The 22472-nt window shown below is 71.3% G+C and carries 19 protein-coding genes; 10 read left to right on the top strand and 9 right to left on the bottom strand.

Annotated features, from left to right (window positions below):
• Nucleotides 1-2: 2 nt before the first annotated feature.
• The gene (locus KIK05_RS30975) at nt 3-1613 is read right to left on the bottom strand and encodes an ADP-ribosylation family protein (RefSeq protein WP_214414425.1); all 1611 of its coding nucleotides are present in this window, start codon (nt 1611-1613) and stop codon (nt 3-5) included.
• 439 nt (nt 1614-2052) lie between these two features.
• Between KIK05_RS30975 and KIK05_RS30970 the strand changes: the two genes are divergently transcribed.
• Nucleotides 2053-3198 (top strand): Cmx/CmrA family chloramphenicol efflux MFS transporter, encoded by a 1146-nt coding sequence (locus KIK05_RS30970; RefSeq protein ID WP_214414424.1) that lies wholly within the window; start codon nt 2053-2055, stop codon nt 3196-3198.
• Here the strand turns inward: KIK05_RS30970 and KIK05_RS30965 are convergent.
• Both KIK05_RS30965 and KIK05_RS30960 read right to left on the bottom strand, forming a co-directional pair.
• On the bottom strand, nt 3179-3358 hold the full coding sequence (locus KIK05_RS30965; protein WP_214414423.1) for a DUF397 domain-containing protein: 180 nt from the start codon (nt 3356-3358) through the stop codon (nt 3179-3181). The genes KIK05_RS30970 and KIK05_RS30965 overlap by 20 nt on opposite strands.
• Complete coding sequence (locus KIK05_RS30960) at nt 3349-4149, bottom strand: helix-turn-helix domain-containing protein (protein WP_214414422.1); 801 nt, start codon at nt 4147-4149, stop codon at nt 3349-3351. The genes KIK05_RS30965 and KIK05_RS30960 overlap by 10 nt, the downstream gene beginning before the upstream one ends.
• Before the next feature lie 120 nt (nt 4150-4269).
• Here KIK05_RS30960 and KIK05_RS30955 point away from each other — a divergent pair, with 120 nt between their 5' ends.
• Together KIK05_RS30955 and KIK05_RS30950 are read left to right on the top strand one after the other, a co-directional pair.
• Nucleotides 4270-5082 (top strand): ATP-binding protein, encoded by an 813-nt coding sequence (locus KIK05_RS30955; protein WP_214414421.1) that lies wholly within the window; start codon nt 4270-4272, stop codon nt 5080-5082.
• A 126-nt stretch (nt 5083-5208) separates the two neighbouring features.
• Complete coding sequence (locus KIK05_RS30950; protein ID WP_214414420.1) at nt 5209-6192, top strand: BtrH N-terminal domain-containing protein; 984 nt, start codon at nt 5209-5211, stop codon at nt 6190-6192.
• Between the two features lie 106 nt (nt 6193-6298).
• Here KIK05_RS30950 and KIK05_RS30945 read toward each other — a convergent pair whose 3' ends face one another.
• Nucleotides 6299-7297, bottom strand: a complete 999-nt coding sequence (locus KIK05_RS30945) for a LacI family DNA-binding transcriptional regulator (RefSeq protein WP_308250187.1) — start codon at nt 7295-7297, stop codon at nt 6299-6301.
• A gap of 236 nt (nt 7298-7533) precedes the next feature.
• On the opposite strand from KIK05_RS30945, the gene KIK05_RS30940 reads away from it, so the two are divergent.
• The 5 genes from KIK05_RS30940 (at nt 7534) to KIK05_RS30920 (ending at nt 16339) form a co-directional block, all read left to right on the top strand.
• A complete protein-coding gene (locus KIK05_RS30940; protein WP_250563755.1) occupies nt 7534-8766 on the top strand; it encodes an ABC transporter substrate-binding protein in 1233 nt (410 codons plus the stop codon).
• Nucleotides 8763-9689 (top strand): carbohydrate ABC transporter permease, encoded by a 927-nt coding sequence (locus tag KIK05_RS30935; RefSeq protein WP_214414418.1) that lies wholly within the window; start codon nt 8763-8765, stop codon nt 9687-9689. The genes KIK05_RS30940 and KIK05_RS30935 overlap by 4 nt, the downstream gene beginning before the upstream one ends.
• Nucleotides 9686-10450, top strand: a complete 765-nt coding sequence (locus tag KIK05_RS30930; RefSeq protein WP_214414417.1) for a carbohydrate ABC transporter permease — start codon at nt 9686-9688, stop codon at nt 10448-10450. The genes KIK05_RS30935 and KIK05_RS30930 overlap by 4 nt, the downstream gene beginning before the upstream one ends.
• Nucleotides 10443-12242 carry a glycoside hydrolase family 127 protein gene (locus tag KIK05_RS30925; protein ID WP_214414416.1) on the top strand — a complete coding sequence of 600 codons (1800 nt, stop codon included), beginning with the start codon at nt 10443-10445 and terminating at the stop codon, nt 12240-12242. The genes KIK05_RS30930 and KIK05_RS30925 overlap by 8 nt, the downstream gene beginning before the upstream one ends.
• A gap of 86 nt (nt 12243-12328) precedes the next feature.
• On the top strand, nt 12329-16339 hold the full coding sequence (locus KIK05_RS30920) for an Ig-like domain-containing protein (RefSeq protein ID WP_214414415.1): 4011 nt from the start codon (nt 12329-12331) through the stop codon (nt 16337-16339).
• Between the two features lie 210 nt (nt 16340-16549).
• Here KIK05_RS30920 and KIK05_RS30915 read toward each other — a convergent pair whose 3' ends face one another.
• The 4 genes from KIK05_RS30915 to KIK05_RS30900 form a co-directional block, all read right to left on the bottom strand.
• A complete protein-coding gene (locus tag KIK05_RS30915) occupies nt 16550-17398 on the bottom strand; it encodes a bifunctional 5,10-methylenetetrahydrofolate dehydrogenase/5,10-methenyltetrahydrofolate cyclohydrolase (RefSeq protein ID WP_214414414.1) in 849 nt (282 codons plus the stop codon).
• Nucleotides 17399-17447: 49 nt separating this feature from the next.
• Nucleotides 17448-18068, bottom strand: a complete 621-nt coding sequence (locus tag KIK05_RS30910) for a cyclodeaminase/cyclohydrolase family protein (protein ID WP_214414413.1) — start codon at nt 18066-18068, stop codon at nt 17448-17450.
• A gap of 172 nt (nt 18069-18240) precedes the next feature.
• Nucleotides 18241-18453 carry a hypothetical protein gene (locus KIK05_RS30905; protein ID WP_214414412.1) on the bottom strand — a complete coding sequence of 71 codons (213 nt, stop codon included), beginning with the start codon at nt 18451-18453 and terminating at the stop codon, nt 18241-18243.
• A 52-nt stretch (nt 18454-18505) separates the two neighbouring features.
• A complete protein-coding gene (locus KIK05_RS30900; protein ID WP_214414411.1) occupies nt 18506-20011 on the bottom strand; it encodes an aminotransferase-like domain-containing protein in 1506 nt (501 codons plus the stop codon).
• Nucleotides 20012-20093: 82 nt separating this feature from the next.
• Between KIK05_RS30900 and KIK05_RS30895 the strand changes: the two genes are divergently transcribed.
• Together KIK05_RS30895 and KIK05_RS30890 are read left to right on the top strand one after the other, a co-directional pair.
• On the top strand, nt 20094-20954 hold the full coding sequence (locus KIK05_RS30895; RefSeq protein WP_214414410.1) for an SCO6745 family protein: 861 nt from the start codon (nt 20094-20096) through the stop codon (nt 20952-20954).
• Complete coding sequence (locus KIK05_RS30890; protein ID WP_214414409.1) at nt 20951-21766, top strand: enoyl-CoA hydratase-related protein; 816 nt, start codon at nt 20951-20953, stop codon at nt 21764-21766. Before KIK05_RS30895 ends, KIK05_RS30890 begins: the two co-directional genes overlap by 4 nt.
• 42 nt (nt 21767-21808) lie before the next feature.
• On the opposite strand, the gene KIK05_RS30885 is transcribed toward KIK05_RS30890, so the two are convergent.
• Nucleotides 21809-22357, bottom strand: coding sequence for a DUF6817 domain-containing protein (locus KIK05_RS30885; protein ID WP_250563754.1), 549 nt, complete (start codon nt 22355-22357; stop codon nt 21809-21811).
• Between the last annotated feature and the right edge of the window lie 115 nt (nt 22358-22472).

Below are 22472 nucleotides of genomic sequence, written 5' to 3'. Positions count from 1 at the left end.
CATCAGGTGTCTTCGAGGACGTGCACCTGGGGGAGATCGCGGTGGCGATGGTGGGCTTGGGCGATCGCAGCGAGGTTGTCGCGTCCCAGAGAACGGTAAGCCATGGTGAGCAGCTCGTTCGCATGGTCTTCGAGTGCGGGGTCTCCTGCGCTGATCCAGTGCAGGTCACGACCGAGAGTGAGAGCGTCGGCGGGGTATCCGGCGGCGCAGCGGCGCCGTGCCTCGCTGACGTGGGCTTCCCGGACGGCGGGGTCGTCGATCAGCTCCTGTCGCAGGGCAGTGCAGAAGGCGCCGCTCCATGGTCTCTGCCGGTCGCGTTCGATCACGGTGTCACCGTCGACGAGCGCACCGCCGCCGTCCAGGGTCTCGATCCGATCCGGGTCTCCGTGCTCGAACAGTTCTGGGGAATCTCCGTACGCTTTGTGGTAGTCCTCGCCTTGTTCGTCGCGGTCGCCGGTCTCGAAGGTCATCAGGACCTCGCGCAGCAGCCGTAGCCGGTGCCGTCGTGCGACCACCTCGGGGTCCATGGGATCGGCCGGCTCGTCATCCTGATCTCCGACGTGGCGCCATCCCCATTCGAGCGTATGCCGGACCGCCTCGAGAGGGGTGCCCGATGGGAGGCCTACGCCGCCACCGTCGTTGTTGTAGTAGGAGGCGACTCCGGTGCAGGTGCGGCCGTCGTCGTACCAGAGCCCGAAATGCAGCCCGTCGGTGCCGCCGTGCATGAACGTGAGGAACTCGGGCGGGTCGCGGTAGTAGCGGCCGTGCACGCGCACATCGATGCCGGCCCGGGATTCGCGTTCGGGATCATCGAAGAGATCCATGATCCCGAAGGGAGACAGTTCCAGGTCATCGAGGGCCTGCTTTCCCGTCGGGCCCAGGGACAGCAGGAAGGCCCGGAACCGGAAGATCGAGTCGGGCAGCTGGAATCCCCAGTCGCGGGCGAGGCGTTCTTCGACCGCGGCGCGTTCGTGCTCCACCTGGGCCACAGCGGCCGACCTCACCTGCTCGTTCTGTTCCTGTGCTCGGTTCGCCGCCTTCCACGCCGCGTAGTCCCGCAGTTCGGCGGCGCAACGCGATGCGGCTCGCCGGCGGTCGGCCCGTTCCCACAGCGCCGGCGCCGGATCGGGTTCCCCGAACATCGTCGCCCGCAACCGTTCTTCGGTGGTGGAGCGGTCGATGCCCGGGTACCGTGACCGGCGCTCTTCCCGGGCGGCCTTGGCCGGCAGCCAGCGGCCGGGGTCCGCCGCCACCCGCCTTCTCGCCTCACCGGCCGGCAGGAGAGCGATCTCCTGATCGAATTCCTGCAACGCCGCCGCCCTGTGCCGCTGCACCTGCGCGTCGATCTCGGTGCACAACGCGGTGTAAGCGTCCCACTCCTGAGCCGGATCCTCCTCGGGAAGATCGACGCGCTCGAGAAAGAACTCGAACTTCTTCCCGTACCCGAGGTCGTCGTATTGCGCCGCTATCTGCTCCCGCAGCCCCGCAAGGACCTGCTCACCGTCCTCCTCCTCGCTGTACCACAGCGCGGGTATGTCCTCGGGGTGCTCCACCTGGTCCCGGTGGAGTTCGACCGCTGTCTGCCGACCGAAGATCGATACGCGCCCTGTCAACCTTTGACCGTCCGCAGATACGAGTTCCGCGTCAAGGCCGGCGAACGGGCCATCGACGATCCTCACGATCTGACGCTCCACGGTGGGCCCCCATCGGCACGGACGATCTCTGGGGCAGCATGATAGAGATCCCCACCGACGGTACCCACCGGCGAGCCGGTCATGGTCGAGCCATTGACGGACGCCGGGCTCCGGTGGCTCGGGCTTCCCGGGCGGCTCACGGTCGAGGAGAAAACCAGTGTGCGCGACGAGGCTTCAGTGAGTATGGTGCTCGGCATGTCGAGCCCAGAGGCATCCAAGGTGGGGGCTTTCGGTCACCCGTCAGCCCCCTGAACCACCGAACGGATCCTGTCCGCCGCAGGCGGAGGACAGGAGTAGCGGGTCGCTGACCGCGGTGACGAGACGTCTCAGCTGATCTCTCATCACCTCGGAGTCCTCGATGCCTCTGCCTCTCTATCTGCTCGCCGTGGCGCTCTTCGCCATGGGCACGTCGGAATTCATGCTCGCCGGCCTGCTGCCGGACATCGCCGCCGACATCGGCGTCCCGGTCGCGACGGCGGGACTGCTCACCTCGGCCTTCGCCGTCGGCATGGTGGTGGGCGCCCCGTTCATGGCGGCACTCGCGCGCCGGTGGCCGCGGCGATCGAGCCTGCTGGGCTTCCTCGGCCTGTTCCTGGCCGCGCACGTCGTCGGCGCCTGCACCGGCGGCTTCACGGTCCTGCTCGCCACCCGCGTCGTCGCGGCGCTCGCCTATGCCGGTTTCCTGGCGGTCGGGCTCACCGCGGCCGCCGAGCTGGTCCCGTCCGACCGGAAGGGGCGGGCGCTGGCCGTCCTGCTGGCGGGCACCACGGTCGCCACCATCGCGGGGGTCCCCGGTGGTGCGCTGCTGGCGGCCCTGCTCGACTGGCGCGCCACCTTCTGGGCGATGGCGTTGCTGTGCCTTCCTTCCGCGCTCGGCGTGCTGCGTGGCATTCCCACGCGTACGGGACGGCCGGGCGAGCCGGAAGGCCCGGACCTGCGCCGGGAGCTCGCCCAGCTGCGGCGTCCGCGACTGGTCCTGGTCCTGCTGCTGGGCGCGCTGGTGAACGCCGCGACGTTCGGGACCTTCACCTTCCTCGCTCCGGTCGTCACCGACGTCGCCGGGCTGGATCCGCTGTGGGTCCCCGTCGTGCTGGTGCTGTTCGGCCTCGGGTCCTTCGTGGGCGTCACCGTCGCCGGGCGGTTGTCCGACCGGCGGCCCGGTGTCGTCGTCGCGGCCGGCGGGCCGTTGCTGCTGGCCGGCTGGGTCGCTCTCGCGCTCACCGCGTTCCACCCGATCGCCCTGCTGATCCTCGCGTTCACCCAGGGTGCGCTCTCCTTCGGCCTGGGCAGCACGCTGATCGCACGGGTGCTGTACGAGGCGGCGGGAGCGCCGACCATGGCGGGTTCCTACGCCACCGCCGCCCTCAACGTCGGGGCCACCGCCGGCCCCGCCATCGCCGCCACCACGTTGGGCACCGGCCTGGCCGAACTGGGCCCCGTCTGGACCAGCGGCGCCCTGGTCGCGGCCGCGCTCCTCCTCGCCCTCAGCGCGTGGCGCCCCTGAGGCAGCGTACGAAGGCGGCGAACTCCTCGGCGGGGATCGCCAGCACGGGGCCCTCGGGGTCCTTGCTGTCACGAACCAGGGCGACCCCGGGCAGGCTCGCGACCTCGACGCAGTTGCCACCTTCACCGGAGTAGGACGACTTACGGAACTTCAGCTCCATCGCTCCATGCTCTCTTCGATCAAGCGCGCGGACTGAGCGCGGTTCAACGCTTCCGACCGGAGCTTTTCATACCGCGCGATGGACTGGGCGATCAATTGAGGATCGCTGCTCACCGTGCTCGATCCGGCGGCCTCGATCGACACGTACGTTCCGTCGGACACGTCGGCGATGGCGAAACCACTCGTGAGCCCTGTGGTCGTCCCCGCTCCGTAGGGGACGACCTGCAGGGACACCGGCGTATGCCGACCGACCTCCAACAGGTACTCCATCTGCTCCCGCATCACGACCGCCCCTCCGATCGGCCGATGGAGAACCCCCTCGTCGAACAGGAAGTACAGAGCGGGCGGTTCGTCTCGTTCGAGAATGACACGCCGTGCCATCCTCGTCCTGACGCGATCGTCGACCTCGTTGGGCGGAATGATCCCCCGGCCGATCACGTATCGCGCGTACGCCTCTGTCTGAAACAGGCCAGGGACTACGGCGAGATCGTATTGCCGAATAACGGATGCTTTTAGTTCCAGATCCAGATACGACAGGAACCACTCGTCCGCTTTTCGTCGCGTTTCAAACCATCGGTCGTACAGCGTTATGAAGTGCCCTGGAAGGCCGAGCGCGTTGTCGAGCGCTCCGCACAGGTCGAACGGCGGCTTTCGCAGGCCGAGTTCCAGCTTGGAGATCTGCCCCTGGCTGACCTTGAGCCTGGCTGCGAGAGCGTCCTGCGAGAGCCCCGACCTCCGCCGGTGATGCCGAAGCTCGGCACCGAACTTGGCCACCACATCGAGCTTTTCCATACCGCACGCCAATCCAACTATGCCGTGACGAATTCTGGTGAGATCAGAGTCTCATGGATGGGCATCTCTTGACGTGCGTTTCGCCCAGGAAACCGACAGCGTTCGCGGGATCGTCGAGCCATGCGGAACCTCACTGAAAGCCGAGCACGAGAGCACGAAGCACTCTTAATCCTGCTCAAATCATCCCTAAAAGCGCAGAACATCTCCTCATTGCTCTGCCGGAACGTCGCGCTCAAGCTGGATAAGTCTTATCGGCGACTCGAATGGCGTCGGCCTGAGCTGATCCTGTTCCTGGATGCCCGTGTAGCCGCGAGCGTCACCATCTCCAGGAGACGGCGCTATGAGATCGCGGGCAGGGAGGATCTGTCCGGGCGCGGCGACGCGACGGAGGTCGCCGGACTGATCGCGGCCTCCCTTGGTCCTGGCCGCTCCTTGGACAGCGGTGAGCTCACCCCGGACCACAGCACCCCATGCCGGAAGGACGAGGCTCCGGACCGGGCAGAGGGCTCGGGATCGGCCGCTGAGAACTCGAGGACCATGGAGCTGCTCGGCGAGGTCGATCTTCTCGGCAGGCTCGGTTCGGTCACGATCGCGCGGACATATGCGCGCGGCCTGCTGCTGTCCACTGGTCACCGGAATACGGACGACGTCGAACTGCTCACCGGAGAGATCTTCGCGAACGCCGTCAGCCATTCGGAGTCCGGACGCAGGCCGGGCGGCGTGGTGACGCTGCGGGTGTACGACGACGGCGAGACGGTGCGGGTCGAGGTGACGGACGAGGGGTCCACCGGCGGCATCCCGCGGATTCCGGCACAGGTGGACCCGCTCAGTGAGGGCGGCCGGGGTCTGTGGCTGGTCCGGGAGCTGTCCTCGGCGTGGGGATGGGGACAGGACGGCGGACGTCGCACGGTGTGGTTCGAGGTGCGGGTGTAAGGAGGGCCCGGCCGGTCCCTCGCGACGGCGGGGGTTGGACTCTCCCGCTGTGGGAGACTTCATGCTCCTCCCAGCGGTTTCCAATGGTCAGGGATGGGGGCCGCGGCGGCATGAGGAGAGTGACGCATGACCATCGTGAAGGGCATCGAGGCCCGCGGTATGCAGCACTGCGAGACGACGGCGCTGGGGGTGCTGCTGCGGCATGAGGGGCTTGATCTGTCCGAGCCCATGCTGTTCGGGCTGGGCTCGGGCCTGTCCTTCGTCTACTGGGACAGCAAGGGCATGCCGTTCCCCTTTCTCGGAGGCCGCGTCAAGCCTTTCGAGCTCACCAGGAACCTGGCCGCCAGGCTGGAGCTGACGTTGACGGCGGAGGAGACCGCCTCGGCGCGCAAGGCGTGGGAGAACGTGGCCGCCCCCATCGACGCCGGTCGGCCGGTCGGCCTCCAGCTCGACTGCTACCACCTGGACTACTTCCGCTCGAAGGTGCACTTCGGCGGCCATGTCGTCGCGATGTACGGCTACGACGAGCACGAGGTCCACCTCGTGGACACCGACCAGCAGGGAGGGGCGGTGCGCGCCGGCCGGGCGAGCCTCGCCATGGCGCGGGCCGAACGCGGCCCGATGACCGCCAGGCACCGTTCCTTCACCATCACGCTGCCGGGTCACCCGGTCTCCTGGCAGGACCAGATCATCCCTGCCATCAGAGACTGTGCCGGTGCCTTCCTCGCCGCTCCCATCGCGAACCTGGGCCACCGCGGCATCGAGAAGGCCGGCAAGCAGGTGCCCGGTTGGCTGCGACGCGTGGAGGACCCGCGGCGGGACCTGCCGCAGGCCGCCCTGCTGATGGAGAAGGGCGGCACCGGCGGCGCCCTGTTCCGTGCCCTCTATCGCGACTTCCTCGAGGAATGCACCGGGCTGATCGAGGGCGGCGGCCTCCGCGCCGGTCACCAGCTGTACGCCGAGGCCGCCGTCCTGTGGACGGAGGTGTCCGCGCTGATCGCGAAGGCCGGGGAGAGCGGCGACGCCGGGCACCTCGAACAGGCCGGCGCCATCCTCCGCGATCTTTCGCGGGTCGAAAGGGACGCCATGGAGGCGCTGCGCCGGTTGTAGCCGCGTGACGCCGGGCGTGAAGGGCGCCCGGAGAACACAGTCCCGGAGGGCCACCCGGTCGTCCGGGCCAGGAGAGGCTGCGGAAAGTCGGACGACCGGGTGGAGTTCAGGAGGCGCCGCGCGGGGCGGTGGAGTCGCGGACGACCAGGCGGCAGGGCATCGTGTGGATGCCGGGCGTGGCCCTGCCGTCGATGGCGGCGAACAGGTGCTGGGCGGCGGTGTTGCCGAGTCGTTCGAGGTCGGGGTCGACGGTGGTGAGCGCGGGCCGGGTCTCCGCGGACAGGACCTCCCAGTTGTCGTAGCCGACCACGGCGACGTCGCCCGGCACCCGCAGGCCCCGCTCGCGGGCCGTCTCGATGAAGCCGGCCGCGATCTGGTCGCTGCCGCAGAACACCGCGTCGACCTCGGGCTCGGCCGCCAGGAGCACCTCGGCGGCGTGCCGTCCCCATCGCTGGGACCAGGCGCCGTACAACGTCTCCCCGACCTGGGGGACGCCTGCCTCCGAAAGGGCGATCCGTAAGCCTTCGGCCCTGTCGGTGGCGGCCTTGTAGTGCATGGGCCCGGTGATGTGGGCGATGCGCCGGCGGCCCATCGCCAGCAGGTGCCGGACGGCCAGCTTCGCTCCCCCGGTGTCGTCGGGCACGAAGGACACGTCGTCGGGGTCGTCGGAGGGCCCGTAGGCGTAGACGACCGGCACGGGCAGGTCGCGGCTGATGGACGGACGGGGGTTGGTGCTCTCGCCGACCACGATGAGCCCGTCGACGCGGCGTGACAGCAGGGTGCGGATGTAGTGCTGCTCGCGGATGGCGTCGCCCCGGGCGTCGCACAGCAGCAGCGCCATCTCCCCCGCGCCGAAGGCGTCCTCGGCGCCGAGGAGGACGGGGATCCCGAACCTGCCGACGCTGTCGCTGGTGAGCAGCCCGACCGTGCGGGTCTGCCCCGACAGCAGGCCCTTGGCCAGGGCGTTGGGCTGGAAGCGCAGCTCCTCGGCCGCTTCGATCACCCTTTGCCGGGTCTCCTCCCGGACGTTCTCGCGCCCGTTGAGCGCCTTGGACGCGGTGGCGATCGAGACCCCGGCCAGGGAGGCCACGTCACTGATGGTCACCGCACGCGATCGCCTGCCGGCCATAGAACGAAACCCTTTTCCTTCCGGCGCGAGGTCATGGCGGAACTGCTGGGCAGACGATAGCCAGTAGCCGCAGCCAAGACAAGCCGTTGACACGCCCGCATGTTTCTCTTACGTTTCCGAAAACCTTTTAGTTCATTTTCGTGCGTCGCGGGGGGATGCCGGGAGGAGAGGGCATGAGGCCTCGTATGCGCGCCGGTGTGGCGCTGGTCGGATTGTTAACGCTCACTATGCTGGCGGCCTGCGGTGGAGGCGGCCAGGAGGCGGCGAAGTCCTCCGCCGAGGGCGTGACGATCACGATGTGGACGCGCGCCGCGACGCAGGCGCAGAGCGAGCGCCTGGTCGCCGCCTACAACAAGAGCCACAAGAACCAGGTCAAGCTCACCGTCGTACCCACTGACAACTACCAGCCGCGCATCGCGGCGGCGGCCGGCGCCAAGCAGCTGCCCGACGTCTTCGCGGCCGATGTGATCTTCGTACCGAACTACACCTCGCAGGGCCTGTTCCTCGACCTGACCGATCGGATCAACGCCCTGCCGTACAAGGACAAGCTGGCGCCCTCGCACATGAAGCTGGGGACGCTCGACGGGCGGATGTACACCCTTCCGCACACGCTCGACCTGTCGGTGTGGTTCTGGAACAAGGACCTGTACGCCAAGGCGGGGCTCGACCCGGAGAAGGGGCCGACGAGCCTGAAGGAGTTCGCCGAGCAGGCCACCGCCGTGCAGCAGAAGCTCGGCAAGGACGGCAAGGTGCACGGCACCTTCTTCGGCGGCAACTGCGGCGGCTGCTACGTCTTCACCTTCTGGCCCGCGGTCTGGGCCGCCGGTGGGGACGTGATGAACGCCGAGGGCACGACGTCGCTGAACGACCAGCCCGCCATGACCTCGGTGTTCAAGATCTACCACGACCTGTACGCCGACGGGGTCGCCGGGCCGAGCAGCAAGGAGGAGCAGGGCCCGACCTGGACCGGCTTCTTCCCCAAGGGTGAGATCGGCGTGATGCCCATGCCGTCCACCACGCTCGGCCTCATGCCCAAGGACATGAAGATCGGCGTCACCCCGATCGCCGGCCCGGACGGTGGCGAGTCGACCTTCGTCGGCGGCGACTCCATCGGCATCTCGGCGACCACCAAGAACGCCGACGCCGCCTGGGACTTCCTGTCCTGGACCGTCTCCGACGAGGCGCAGGTCGAGGTCATGGCCAAGAACAAGGACGTGCTCGCGCGCACCGACCTCGCGAGCAACAAGTACTCCTCGGAGGACCCCCGCGTGGTACTGATCAACTCGCTGGTGGCCAAGGGGCGCACCCCGTACGCGCTGCGGTTCGGCCAGACGTTCAACGACCCGCAGGGGCCGTTCCTGCGCCTGGCCCGTGAGGCGGTGTTCGGGGACGCGGGCAAGGTGCCCCAGCTCAACGCCGAGATCACGAAGTCGCTGCAGCAATGACGTTGACGCTCACGCGACCCAAGGGGCAGGCGGCGCGGCCCGCGCCGCCTGCCCGGTGGCGAAGCCGGAAGGTGCAGGGCTGGCTGTACGCGGCGCCGACCGCGCTGGTGGTCGGCGTGCTGTTCATCGTGCCGCTCATCCTGGTGATCTGGATGTCGCTGAACCACTGGCCGCTGCTCGGGCCGGCCAGGTTCAACGCCCCGGACAACTTCACCAAGATCCCCGGCAACCCGCTGTTCCTGGACTCGGTGACCTTCACGCTGAAGTACACCGTCATCACCACGGTGCTGCTGTCGGGCCTGGCGCTCGGGCTGGCGCTGCTGGTCCAGGAGCGCAGGCCCGGGGTGGCGTTCTTCCGCACGGCGTTCTTCCTGCCGGGGGCGGTCGGCTTCGCCGCGGCGGCACTGCTGTTCTACGGCATGCTGAACAACGAGTTCGGGCCCATCGACCCGATCCTGCGGTTCCTGCACATCACCGACGAGCCGGTGAGGTGGACCGGGACGCCGAACATGGCGCTGTTCTCCACGATCGGGCTGGTGCTGTGGCGGTTCGCCGGGTTCAACATGCTGATCCTGCTCACCGGCCTGCAGGCGATCCCCGTGGAGCTGTACGAGGCGGCCAGGAGTGACGGCGCCAACCGGTGGCAGATCTTCACCAAGATCACGCTGCCGCTGCTGCGCCCGACGCTCGCGCTGATGCTCATCCTCAGCATCACCGGCTCTCTGCTGGCGTTCGACCAGTTCTTCATCTTCACCAACGGCGGCCCCGACAACAGCACCGTCTCGATGGTCATGGTGATCTACCGCGACGCGTTCTTCCGCTTCGACCTCGGCGGCGCCGCCGCGCTGTCGGTCGTGCTGCTGGTCGCGCTGGTGGCGCTGAACGTGCTGCAGATGCGGGTGCTGGGCAAGGAGGACCGGTGAGGTACTACACCACGATGGCGGCGCTGGCGGTGCTGTTCCTGTTCCCGCTGGCCTGGAGCGGCTGGGCGTCGCTGGAGGACCCGTCGAACTACCTGGAGATAGCCAGGTACGGCGAGGGCCTCGGCACGTACCTCACCAACAGCGCCCTGGTGTCGGTGATGACCGTGGCCGGCACGCTGGCGGTCTCCGCGCTCGGCGGGTACGCCTTCGCGCGGTTCGACTTCCCCGGCAAGAACCTGCTGTTCCTGGCCACGCTGGCGATCCTCATGGTGCCGTACGCGACGATCCTGATCCCGCTGTACGTCCTGCTCGGCCACCTCGGCCTGCAGAACTCCCTGGTCGGGCTGGCGCTGGTGTTCGTGATGTTCCAGCTGCCGTTCGCGCTGTTCATGATGCGCAACGCGTTCGAGGCGCTGCCCCGGGAGCTGGAGGAGGCGGCCATGGTCGACGGGTGCGGCACCTTCAGGGCGTTCGGCCGCATCCTGCTGCACGCGGTACGGCCCGCGCTGATCACCGTCGGCCTGTTCGCCTTCCTCGCCTCGTGGAACGACTTCTTCGCGCCGCTCATCCTGCTCAACGACGGCGCGAAGTTCACGCTGCCGGTGGCCGTGGTGAGCATGACCCAGCAGACCTTCGGCGCGATCGACTACGGCATGTTGCAGGCGGGCGTCATGGTCATGGCCGTGCCCTGCCTGATCCTCTTCCTCGTCCTGCAGCGCCACTACGTGCGCGGATTCATGTCTGGAGCCCTGCGTGGTTAGTCCCGTCCTGCCCTCTTCCGGCACGCTGTCCCCCCTCGGCCTGGACGCCGTACGGCTCGCGCCGGGCTTCTGGGGGGACCGCGTGGCGCTGAACCGCGAGGTCGTCATCCCCCACTGCCAGGAGTGGATGGAGCGGGAGGGCTGGATCGGCAACTTCCGCGGCGAGCCGCCGCGGAAGGGCCGGGAGTTCAGCGACTCGGAGATCTACAAGCTGCTGGAGGCCATGGCCTGGGCGGACCACCCGGACCTGCCGGAGCTGGCGGCCACCGTGGCGCGCGCCCAGGAGGCCGACGGCTACCTCAACACCCGGTGGAGCGGCGCGCGCTACACCGACTTCGAGTGGGGCCACGAGCTGTACTGCTACGGGCACCTCATCCAGGCGGGCGTGGCGCGGCTGCGGGCGCACGGCGAGGACGAGCTGACCGAGGTCGTGCGCCGGGCCGCCGACCACGTGTGCGACCGCTTCATGGACACCACCGAGACCTGCGGGCATCCGGTGGTGGAGATGGCGCTGGTCGAGCTGTACCGGGCGACCGGCGCGGAACGCTACCTGGAGATGGCCCGCCGGTTCGTCGAGCGGCGCGGCCTGCCCGCGCTCGGCGACATCTCCTTCGGCCGCGCCTACTTCCAGGACGACATGCCGGTGCGCGAGGCGCGGGTCTTCCGCGGGCACGCCGTCCGCGCCCTGTACCTGGCCTGCGGCGTGGTCGACGTCGCCGTGGAGACGGGCGACGCCGAGCTGCTGAAGATCGTCGAGGAGCAGTGGGAGCGGACGGTGGCCCGCCGCACCCACCTGACGGGCGGCATGGGCTCGCGGCACACCGACGAGTCCTTCGGCGAGGACTTCGAGCTGCCGCCGGACCGGGCCTACTCCGAGACCTGCGCGAGCATCGCGTCGGTCATGCTGGCCCACCGGCTGCTGCTGGCCACCGGTGACGTCCGCTACGCCGACCTGGCCGAGCGCACGCTGTACAACGTCGTCGCCACCTCGCCCGCGCTGGACGGCCGTTCGTTCTTCTACGCCAACCCGCTGCAGGTCCGCGTGCCCGCCGAGCCGCCGGAGGGCCTCAACGAGGCGGCGGAGGGCGGGCTGCGCTCGCCGTGGTTCTCGGTGTCGTGCTGCCCGAACAACATCGCCCGGACCTTCGCCTCACTGCCCGCCTACGTCGCCACCTCCGACGACTCCGGGGTGCAGATCCACCACCACGCGGCGGGCGAGATCCGCCACGGCGGGCTGCTCCTGCGGGTGGAGACGGGTTATCCCTGGTCGGGCGGGGTGACGGTGCGCGTGGTCGAGGGCGGCGCCGGCCGGGTGTCCCTGCGGGTGCCCGCGTGGGCGGACGGCGCGCGGCTGTCGTACGGGACGGTCGAGCGCGGCGAGGTGGCGCCCGGCTACGCGGTCGCGGAGGGACCGTGGCGGCCGGGCGACGAGATCCGCCTGGAGCTGCCGCTGCGGCCCCGATGGACGCTGCCCGACGCCAGGATCGACGCTGTGCGGGGCTGCGCCGCCGTGGAGCGCGGGCCGCTGGTCTACTGCGCGGAGTCCCCCGGCGACGAGCCGGCGCTGGCCGGCGTCGCGGCCCGCCTGTCCGACCCCGTCGAGCGGGAGGCCGGCGGGGTGGTCGAGCTGGACGTCGACGCCGTGCACCGCTCCCCCGGGCGGGCCACCTGGCCGTACGGCGACGGCGACGCGGACGGCGGGCGGGAGGCGACGCTGCGGCTCGTGCCCTACCACCGCTGGGGTAACCGCGGCCCGGCCACCATGCGCGTCTGGCTCCCCGTCGCCGACTGACTCGGTTCACCCCCGCACCCGCGGGTCCCTCGCTCCGGCCTCCCCGCCGGAGATGCCCCACCTTTCGCAACCCCCAGGAGGCTCCGTTGCGTCGAATCCTGTCCGGATTTGCCGCCCTGGTGCTCGCGGGCGGCCTGACCGTGGCCGCGCCGCCGGCCGTCGCGGACCAGGACGCCCTCGGCATGCCCGTCTTCACCGGCGCCGATCCGGTGCCCGATGAGCCCGTTCAGTACGAGACCCGGCACATGCTGAAGGAGATCTACAAGAAGGAGAAGGGCGGCGGTTCGTACTGGATCGACCGCATCCTCGCCCGGCAGGGCGACGACCCGGCGGGGCCGTGGCTGATGACGCGCGGCCGGGCGCTGTTCATGAAGGAGCACGACCCCTCCGTCGTCGGCTTCGGCGGCAGCGTCGCCTACTGGGAGAGCATCGACAACCGCGACGCCTACTCGATCTCGCTCGGCACCGACCTGCGGGAGGACGTCGCCAAGCGGCTGCAGATGCCGAGCCACTGGAAGGGCGAGTACGGCGGCGACGGGCTCGCGGTGAGCGTCGACAAGTTCATCACCCACGAGAACGTCGCGGTCACCACCCTGGCCGTCACCAACACGGGCACCGCCGCGCGGGACGTGCCGGTGGAGGTGACATCGCCGTACGCGAGGACCGCCGACGGCGACCGCGAGCTGACCGGCGTGGTCACCGCCAAGAACCGGCTCACGACGATCTTCCCGAGGCTGAGCGGCGACGGCCTGAAGGCCGCCGACGGGAAGCTGAAGGGGACGCTGTCGATCGCGCCGGGCGCGACCGTGCGGACCAAGGTGCAGATGGGCTTCGTCACCGAGGAACTGCCGGGGTCGCGCCAGGAGTACGACGCCTACAAGGGGCGCTCGCCGGAGACGGCGCTGCGGCGGCAGCTGCAGGACTACAACGCCTGGTGGGCCGACAACCTGCCCTACATCGACGTCCCGGACGAGAACATCAAGAAGTTCGTCTACTACCGCTGGTGGCTGATGCGCTTCAACTTCCTGGACGCCGACATCCCGGGCAACGACTACCAGTTCCCCACCTCCGTGGAGGGCGCGCTCGGGTACAACAACGCGATCGCGCTGACCATCCCGATGTTCCTCCAGGACCTGAAGTACCTGCGGGACCCGATCTACTCCTACGGGCCGTGGGTGTCGGCGGGCGAGGTGTCGCGCAACTCCAAGTACACCGACAACCCCGGCGACCCCGAGAACTGGAGCAACAGCTACACCCAGTACATCAGCGCCTCCGCGCTGGAGAGTTACCAGCTGCACGGCGGCCGGCCCGGCATCCTGCGCAACCTCGCCCGGTACGCCGAGAAGGACGTCTACGGCCAGCTGAAGGCCTACGACTCCAACGACAACGGCGTGATCGAGTACGACTGGGAGGCGATGACGGGCAACGACGCCGACGCCGTCTCCTTCCACTACTACAACCGCGCCAACGAGCGGCTCGAAGGCGCCTACGTGTACGCCAACGCCGAGGCCGCCGCGCAGGCGTACGCCCTGGTCGGCGACGACGCCAAGGCCGCCGAGATGAAGGCCGTCGCCGGCAAGGTGCGGAACGGCATCCTCAGCCTGCTGTGGGACGACAAGAACAAGGTGTTCGAGCACCGCGACCTGCAGACGGGCAACCTGATCCCGTGGAAGGAGTCCAACAACTACATCCCGTTCAGCGTGGGCCTGGTGCCGGCGGACGACCCGAAGTACCGTGAGGCGCTGCGGCTGTGGACCGACCCCGCGGAGTACCCCGTCTTCCCGACCTTCACCGCCGACCAGAAGGACAAGGCGGAGGCCGCGGCGCAGGGCCACCCCGGCAGCAACAACTTCTCCCAGATCAACTCCACCCGGCAGTTCTCGCTGTTCTCCAGGGCGCTGCGCGAGTACTCCTCGCCGTACATCACCCCGGAGATGTACAAGCAGCTGCTGTACTGGAACGCCTGGGCGCAGTACATCGGCGGCGACACCCGCTACCCCGACGCCAACGAGTTCTGGGCCGACTGGAACCCGCGGACCAAGTCCATCGGCTACCGCTCCTGGATCCACCACACGATCCTCGGCAGCAGCAACTGGACCGTCATCGAGGACGTCATGGGCCTGCGCCCGCGCAGCGACGCCAAGGTCGAGCTGTGGCCGATCGACATCGGCTGGGACCACTTCACCGTCAACGACATCGACTACCGGGGACACGACCTGAGCATCGTGTGGGACAAGCCGGGTGACGGCGCCACGCACTACCGGGGCGTGCCCGAGGGCTACTCGATCTTCATCGACGGCAGGCGCAAGGTCACCCTGGCCGGCCTCGCGCACGCCGTGTGGGACCCCGCGACGGGCACGGTGGAGGGCGGCACGGTGCTGCACGCCGAGCGCGCGCCGCAGCTCAAGGCCCCCGCCGAGGTCGCGCTGAAGGGCGACCGGATCGAGGACATGTTCCAGAAGGCCGGTGTCGACCTGCGCTCCCCCGAGCCGGACCTGGTCAAGGGCGCGACCGCCTCCTTCGGCGACCCGGCCGGGGCCGTCGACGGCTTCACGATCAACCAGCCGTTCTGGGGCAGCAAGGGCTCGGGCAAGGCCCAGGACTGGCTGGAGGTTGACCTCGGCTCCGCGCGGCCGGTGGACGACGTGCGGCTGTACTTCTCCAACGACCGCGCGGTGAACGGCTACAGCGAGCCCGCCCTCTACACCGTCCAGTACCTCGACGGCGGCGCCTGGAAGGACGTCCCGCGCCAGGCGAAGGACCCGGCCTACCCCAGGGCCAACCTCAACGAGGTGCGCTTCCCGTCCGTCACCACCGGCAGGCTGCGGGTGCTGGTGACCCACCGCCCCGGGTACTCCACGGGGCTGAAGGAGGTGCAGGCGTACTTCACCGGCGGTAAGGCCCCGAAGGCGGTCAACAAGCCGCCGTACGTGCTCGCCACGCAGGACCAGACGTTCAACCGGCCCGGCCAGGCCCGTCTGAACGCGGTGGTCAAGGACGACGGCCTGCCGTCCGGCACGCTGACCACGGCGTGGAGCGTCGTGGACGGACCGGGCGAGGCGTTCTTCACCGACCCGAACGGGGCGACGGGCACCACGGTGTCGTTCACGAAGCCGGGGACCTACAAGGTGCGGCTCACCGCCTCCGACGGCGCGCTGCCGGCCTCCTCGACGGTCACCGTGACCGCCGGTGAGCTCGGCGCCCAGATCAACGTCGCGCCGTACGCCACCCCGACCGCCTCCTACACCTCGCCCTGGGAGAAGGTCGCCGCCATCAACGACGGCGTGGAGCCGCCGCGCTCCAACGACGGCGCCAACCCGCGCTGGGGCACCTGGCCTCAGCAGGGCACCCAGTGGGCGCAGCTCGAATGGGCCTCGCCGGTGCGGGTGAACAAGTCCGGCGTCTACTTCTTCGACGACGGCGGCGGCGTCCGCGTCCCGGCCTCGTGGAAGATCCAGTACTGGGACGGCGAGTCGTTCAAGGACGTCACCGGGGCCGCCGCCTACCCGACGGCCGTGGACGCCTACAACACCGTCTCCTTCGACACGGTGACCACGACGAAGCTGCGGGTGCGGCTGGAGTCGGGCGGCGCGTCGGTGGGCCTGCTGGAGTGGAAGACCTACGCGGTCCCGCCGGACGGGGTGCGGCCGGTGCACGTGCCCACGCTCGCCGGGACGCTGCCCGCCCTCCCCGAGACGGTGGAGACGGTGTACGCCGACGGCATGCGGGGTCGGGCCAAGGTGACCTGGCAGCCGGTCACCGCGGACCAGGTGCGGACGGGCGGCACGAGCTTCGCCGTCGCCGGCCTGGTGGAGGGCCTGCGCGACCCGGTGCAGGCGACCGTCCACGTGCGGGCGAACGCCGCGGTGACGATCACCTCGATCGCCGAGGAGGCGGTGAGGACCAGGACGGGCGCCGCGCCGTCGCTGCCGTCCACGGTCGTGGCGACCTACAACGACGGCTCCAAGGACAGCTCGGTGAAGGTCACCTGGGACGCCGTCGACCCCTCGCGGTACGCCGCGCCGGGCACGTTCACCGTGGCCGGCCACGTGGAGGGCACGACCGTCCAGCCGAAGGCGGTGGTCACCGTCGAGTGACCCCACGAGCCGCGGCCGTGCGGGGCTCCTCCCGCCCGGCCGCGCTCCCGGATCCGCGGGCCGTGCCAGGTCCCGGGTCCGGGCTCCGGACCGCGGGGCGTGTGCCTCCCCACGGCCCGGAACGGTGAACCGCACGGAGCCTCCCTCTCCTGCGGCTCACCGCGAGCCGTACGGGACTTCGGTCCCGTACGGCTCGCACGTACAGGGGCGCTACGGCCGGGCGGCCTCGGCGGCCTGGACGGTGTGGCGCAGGAGCAGGGCCGTCGTCACCGGGCCCACCCCGCCGGGCACCGGCGTGAGCGCGGCGGCGTGTTCGGCGGCGGCGGGGTCGACGTCGCCCACCAGGCCGCCGTCGTCGGTGGGGTTGGTGCCCACGTCCACCACCACCGCGCCGGGCCGGACGTGGGCCGCGGTGACCAGCCCGGGCCGGCCCGCGGCGGCGACGAGGATGTCGGCCTGCCGCGTCACCGCCGCGAGGTCGGCGGTGCGGGAGTGGGCGACGGTCACGGTGGCGTTCCTGTCGAGCAGCAGGTGGGCGGCCGGTTTGCCGACCACGGTGGAACGGCCGACGACGACCGCGTGCCGCCCGGCGATCTCGACGCCGTGGTGCTCGAGCAGCGTGACGACCGCCTCGGCGGTCGCCGGGGCGAACGCGGGCAGGCCGGCCGCGAGCCGGCCCAGGGACAGCGGATTGGCGCCGTCCACGTCCTTGCCCGGGACGATGGCGGAGGAGAGATCCTCCAGGGTCGCGCCCCGCGGCAGCGGGGTCTGCAGGATGATCCCGTGGACGCCGTCGTCGGCGCTCAGCCCCTCCAGCGACCGCCGGATGTCGCCGGGGGAGGCGCCGGGGCCGAGGTCCACGACGTCGCAGTCGATGCCCGCCTTCCCCGCCGCCCCGGCGATCGAACGGACGTACCAGGCGCTGGACTCGTCGGCCGTCGCGACCACCACGGCGAGCCTCGGGCGCCGCCCGTCCCCCGCCAGCTTGGCGGCCCGCTCGGCGGCCCCGGCCCGCAGCGCCGCGGCCACCTCCTTGCCGGACATCACCGCCGCGCTCATCCGACGATCTCCTCGCGCGCGGTGACGGCCGCCGGCTCCACCACCGGCCTCATCGCGCGATCTCCTCGCGGACGGCGGCGGTGATCCGGTCGGCGCGGGCGACCTGGGCGTCGACGCCCGCGAGCGCGGCGGCCAGCTCGTCGCGCGCCTTGTCGTCCGTGACGCCGCCGAGGTTGATCTCGACGTTCACCCGGGCGGTGGTGAGCGCCGAACGCGCCGCCTCGGCCGCCGCCGCCACATCGGTGATGACGTTGCGGTTGCCGACGGGGAGCAGCTCCTCGGCGAGCTCCACCAGGCGGGACGCGGCCGCCACCGTCTCGGCGGGCGGCCGTGCCGCCTCGGCCAGCGCGGACGCGATGGCCTCGCTCCGCGCCCGCTTCTCCTCGTCGGTGGCCTTGGGCAGCTTGTACGCCTCCGCGACGGCGCCGAAGGCCGCCATGTCGTCCTCGGCCAGCCCGAGCGCGACGCCGCGCAGCCGGTCGGCCTCGTCCCGGACCCGGCCGATGGTGCCGGCGTGGTCGCGGTACTTCTCGCCGTCGCTGTAGCGGGCCACCATGCCCAGCAACGCGGCGGCCTGCCCGGCCTGCAGCGCCGCCGCGGCCCCGCCTCCCGGCGCGGGCACCTTGGCGGCGAGCCGTTCCAGGAAATCGCTGATCGTCTGGTCGCGCATGCGCTCTCTTTCTCCGCCGACGCCGGCCGGTCGGCCGCCCTTCGGCGGCACCCTGGACCCGGTTTCCCCATCGCCCTCATCGCCCCGGGGACGAACGATCACAGTACCGGACCTCGTTCGGCGCCCACCCGGGGAGAGCCGGGCTCGCGCGGGAAACGCCGTCGTCCCCGACCTACATGCGGCCGGGCCGCACCGAATCGTCCCCGCGGGTGGTGCGCCACCACTCCCCCACCACCAGGGCGTAGGCGGCGGAGATGGCCGTCAGCGCGACGGCACCCATGAACAACGGCCAGACCTGCTCGATCCCCGCGTACAGCGCGACGGCGAGGAACAGGATGAACGCGAAACAGGCCACGATCGCCCGGATGTTGACGGTCCGCTTCATGGGACCCCTCTACCCGGCAGGGGCGGGTGAACCGTCTTTCCCGCCGCGGGTCTCAGCGGCCGGTGGCGAGGCGGCGGGCGTGCTCCTCCCAGGCGGCGGTGAGCCGGTCGACGGCCGCCTCCAGGGTCGCGTGGGATTCGGCGAAGGACAGCCGGACGCCGTCGTGGTGCCTGCCGTCGACGCAGGCGGTCGCCCCGGAGGCCACGATGACGCCGTACCGGGCGGCCAGATGGGCGAAGGTCTCGCTCTCGGTGACCGGCAGGGTGACCCACACCGACGACCCTGCCCGGGGGACCTCGGCGCGCCAGGCCGGGAGATGGCGCGCCAGCAGGTCCAGCAGCAGGTCGCGCCGCTCGCGCAGGGCCCGCCGCAGGCCGTCCCGCCAGGCCGCGTCCGCGGCGGTGAGCAGGCGGGCGGCGATGATCTGCGCGGGCACCCCGGGCGCCAGGTCGCTCGCCGAGCGCATCCGAAGGAGGTAGTCGCGCAGCGGGTCCGGCGCCCGGACCCAGCCGATCCGCAGGCCCGCCCAGAACATCTTCGACAGCGAGCCGACCGCGATCACCGAGTCGTCCCCGGCGGCGAGGGGGATCGCCGGCGGATCCCGGTCGTCCTCGGTGGCCGGGCGCTCCCCGTGGGCCAGGGGCGCCGGCGGCCGTCCCCCGCCGTCCCCGAGGGTGAGGCCGGCCTGGGCGAGGTCCTCCACCAGGACGGCGCCGCGCCGCCGTACCGTGCCGAGCAGGGATTCGCGGCGCGACGCGCCGAGCACCGCGCCCGTCGGGCCGTTGGCCGCCGAGTCGACGTAGACCAGCGGCGAATGGGCGCGACCGGCCGCCCGGCGCACGGCGTGCGCGTCGACGCCGAGGGCGTCCACGGGCACCCCGACGAGACGGCCGCGGTGCACCGCCACGGCCCCCGCCAGCCCCGGGTACGTCGGGCAGCCGGTGATCACCGTACGTCCCGGGGAGACCAGCGCGGCGGCCACCAGGGACAGCGCGTGCTGGGCACCGGAGGTGACGATCAGCTGGTCCGGCGTGGTCGGCAGGCGCAGCCACCGCGTGAGGTGGTCCGCCAGCGCGTCCCGCAGCTCGGGCAGCCCGGCCGGGTGCAGGCCGTGCCCTTCGAGATCGTGCGGCAGGACGCCGCCGTCCACGGGCGGCAGGTGGTCGACGCCCGCCGGCACCGAGAGGGACAGGTCGATCGTCTCGCCGTCACCGGCCGGCCGGCCGGAGGCGAGCCGGCGCCGCAGCAGCGCCGAGGCGGCGTTCTCGACCGGGGTGTGCGTCCACGCGGGCCTCGGCCGCACGAAGGTGCCGGCCCCCTGGCGGCGTTCCACCAGCCCGGCCTCCGCCAGCTCGTCGTAGGCGCGCACGAGGGTGCCCCGGCTGACCCTCAGGGCGTCGGCCAGCGACCGCTCGGCGGGCAGGCGGTGGTCGGCGTCCACGAGCCGCCGCTCGATCGCGCGGGCGACGCCGGAGGCGATCCGCTGGTAGCGGGGGCCGCCGCCCGCCTGCCAGCCGTCGAGGGCGACCCGCACCCACCATCCGAGATCCTGGTCCATTTCCCTAAATTGGCACTGTCACCCGGGTGCGGGCAACGGAGACGCTGGTGACACGACCCGATGAACAGGGAGGAGCGGCGCCATGGATCCGAGTCCCACTCTGGCGCGGCGGTTCTGGGAGGCGATCGAGCCGATCCACGCCGTCGCGTACTTCACCCCCGAGCCGGCGGAGGCGTCCAAGGCCATCGGGCTCCCCGGATGGTGGACGGGGTACTTCGCCGGGCGTGTGGCCCCGCTGGGCCCCGTCGACGCGGTCACCGCGGCGGCGCTGATGTTCCCGTTCGCGCCGCGGAAGGTGGCCTACGCCCTGCCCGAGGCGTGGGCGTACGCGAGCCCGGACAAGGTGCTGCACACCCGCCTCGGCGCGGTGCGGGCCGCCGTCCGGCGGGTCCTCCCGACGATGGGGCGCGGGGTCCTGGAACACCTGGCCGAACTCCTCGAGAGCGCGGTCGCGGGCTGCGGCCACGAGGCCCGGCCGCTGGCCGCCGCCTGGTCGCGGGTGCCCCGCCCCGCCGACGTCGCCGGACGGCTCTGGCTGGCCACCACGGTCCTGCGCGAGCACCGCGGAGACGGGCATTCCATCGCCGTGGTCCACAGCGGGCTCACCGGCATCGAGGCGACCTTGACCCATGCCGCCACCGGGAACGTCTCCCGGGAGCTTCTGCAGAAGAGCCGGGGCTGGACCGACGGCGAATGGGAGGAGGCGCGGCGCAGGCTGGTGGCCCGCGGGCTGCTCGACCGCGACTCCCGGCTCACCAAGACCGGCGGAGCCCTCCGGCGGGAGGTCGAGAACGCCACCGACCGGCTCGCCGCCGACCCGGTCACCACCCTCGGCGAGACCGGCGTCGAGGAGGCCATCCGGCTGGCCGCCCCGATCAGCCGCCACCTCGTCGACACCGGCGTCATCCCCGTACCGAACCCGATCGGAGCCCCCCGCCCATGACGACCACCCCTGCCCCGGGCCTCGGTTCCCCTTTCGACCGGGCGGGCACCGTGCGGGTCCACCGGGAGGACGCCGTCGCCACGATCACGATCGACCGTCCGGGAAAGCTCAACGCCCTCGACTACGCCACCATCGACGGCCTGGCGACCGTACTCGACCAGGTCGAGGCCGACGACGGGACCCGGGCGGTGATCCTTACCGGGTCGGGGCGGCGGGCGTTCAGCGCGGGCGCCGACATCGGCGACCTGTCCCGCAGCATCGCCGGAGGTGTCGACCGGGCGCTACGAGAGATCGTCCGGAGGGGTCAGGGGCTCACCCGGCGGATCGAGACCTTCCCCAAACCCGTCATCGCCGCCGTCAACGGCCTGGCGTACGGCGGCGGCTGCGAGATCGTCGAGGCTGCGCCGCTGGCGGTCGCCGCCGGGCACGCCACCTTCGCCAAGCCGGAGATCACGCTGGGCTTCCCACCGCCGTTCGGCGGCTCGCAGCGGCTGCCCCGGCACGCCGGCCGCAAGCGCGCCCTGGAGATGATCCTCACCGGCGACCCCGTGGACGCGGAGCACGCACGGGAGATCGGCCTGGTCAACAAGGTGGTCCCGGCCGGGGACCTCATGGACGAGGCCCGGGACCTGGCCCGGCGCGTCATCCGGCATCCCGCGCCGGCGGTGACGGCGTGCCTGGCCGCCGTGACCCGCGGGATCAACCTGCCGATCGACGAGGGCCTGGCCGTGGAGGCGTCGTGGTTCGCCGTCACGGTGCCCACCGAAGGGGTCGCCGCGGGCCTGCGGCGCTTCCTCACCCGGCCCCGCTGACAGCGGCCGGGGCGCGTTCTCCGGCCGGCGGTGCGGGCCGGGTCAGCCGAGGAGGTCCTCGACGTCGCCTCGCGCGGGCGCGCTCAGCAGGTCCTGCCAGGAGGTGAACAGCCTGTACAGCCCGGGTCCGTGCTCGGCGCGGAAGCCGGGGTCGACGTGGGCGAGGTCCAGTTCGTTGGCGACGGTGATCTCGGCGAAGTCGCGGCGCAGCGGCGGCGGCGGGTACAGCACCGCGCCCGTGAAACGGTTTCTGAAGGGGCATCCGGGATCGCCGAGCGGCATCGTCGAGTGGTGCCGGTCGTAACCGCCGTACAGGTAGACGAGCGCCTCGGCCTCCTCGCCGATGAGCGCGGCGAGTTCCTCCCGCCGATTCACCTCGCCGAGCGCGGAGGGGAACCCGTCGGTGCCGTAGAACGCGTGGCACAGCCCGGCCAGCCGCAGCGCGGGCCGGGCGCCCCACCGGTCGAGCGTGGCGTGGACGCGTTCCAGGTGGGCCAGCAGGGTTCCGCCCGGATGCGCGATCTCCCCCGCGCCTCTGGCGGCCAGGAAGCCGATCACGGCACCGGCCGCCACGGTCACGCCCTCGCCCATGCCTCGCCCCAGCCCTTCTCGCGGTCGGCACCCGTCAGCGGCACCGGCCGGCGCCTGAGCCGTGCGTCCCGGGACGCCGGATGGCCGGACGGCACCGCTGACGGGTTGCCGCCAA

The sequence above is a fragment of the Sphaerisporangium fuscum genome, from assembly GCF_018531465.1.
GTDB lineage: Bacteria > Actinomycetota > Actinomycetes > Streptosporangiales > Streptosporangiaceae > Sphaerisporangium > Sphaerisporangium fuscum.
Note: the sequence above shows the minus strand (reverse complement) of the source record. Positions and strands in the feature narration are given on the sequence as shown.

Coding starts and splice junctions, on each gene's coding strand:
- KIK05_RS30955 (WP_214414421.1), top strand. CDS start 4,270: ATGCGGAACCTCACTGAAAGCCGAGCACGAGAGCACGAAGCACTCTTA.
- KIK05_RS30950 (WP_214414420.1), top strand. CDS start 5,209: ATGACCATCGTGAAGGGCATCGAGGCCCGCGGTATGCAGCACTGCGAG.
- KIK05_RS30905 (WP_214414412.1), bottom strand. CDS start 18,453: ATGAAGCGGACCGTCAACATCCGGGCGATCGTGGCCTGTTTCGCGTTC.
- KIK05_RS30895 (WP_214414410.1), top strand. CDS start 20,094: ATGGATCCGAGTCCCACTCTGGCGCGGCGGTTCTGGGAGGCGATCGAG.
- KIK05_RS30965 (WP_214414423.1), bottom strand. CDS start 3,358: ATGGAGCTGAAGTTCCGTAAGTCGTCCTACTCCGGTGAAGGTGGCAAC.
- KIK05_RS30910 (WP_214414413.1), bottom strand. CDS start 18,068: ATGCGCGACCAGACGATCAGCGATTTCCTGGAACGGCTCGCCGCCAAG.
- KIK05_RS30900 (WP_214414411.1), bottom strand. CDS start 20,011: ATGGACCAGGATCTCGGATGGTGGGTGCGGGTCGCCCTCGACGGCTGG.
- KIK05_RS30970 (WP_214414424.1), top strand. CDS start 2,053: ATGCCTCTGCCTCTCTATCTGCTCGCCGTGGCGCTCTTCGCCATGGGC.
- KIK05_RS30885 (WP_250563754.1), bottom strand. CDS start 22,357: ATGGGCGAGGGCGTGACCGTGGCGGCCGGTGCCGTGATCGGCTTCCTG.
- KIK05_RS30960 (WP_214414422.1), bottom strand. CDS start 4,149: ATGGAAAAGCTCGATGTGGTGGCCAAGTTCGGTGCCGAGCTTCGGCAT.
- KIK05_RS30935 (WP_214414418.1), top strand. CDS start 8,763: ATGACGTTGACGCTCACGCGACCCAAGGGGCAGGCGGCGCGGCCCGCG.
- KIK05_RS30890 (WP_214414409.1), top strand. CDS start 20,951: ATGACGACCACCCCTGCCCCGGGCCTCGGTTCCCCTTTCGACCGGGCG.
- KIK05_RS30915 (WP_214414414.1), bottom strand. CDS start 17,398: ATGAGCGCGGCGGTGATGTCCGGCAAGGAGGTGGCCGCGGCGCTGCGG.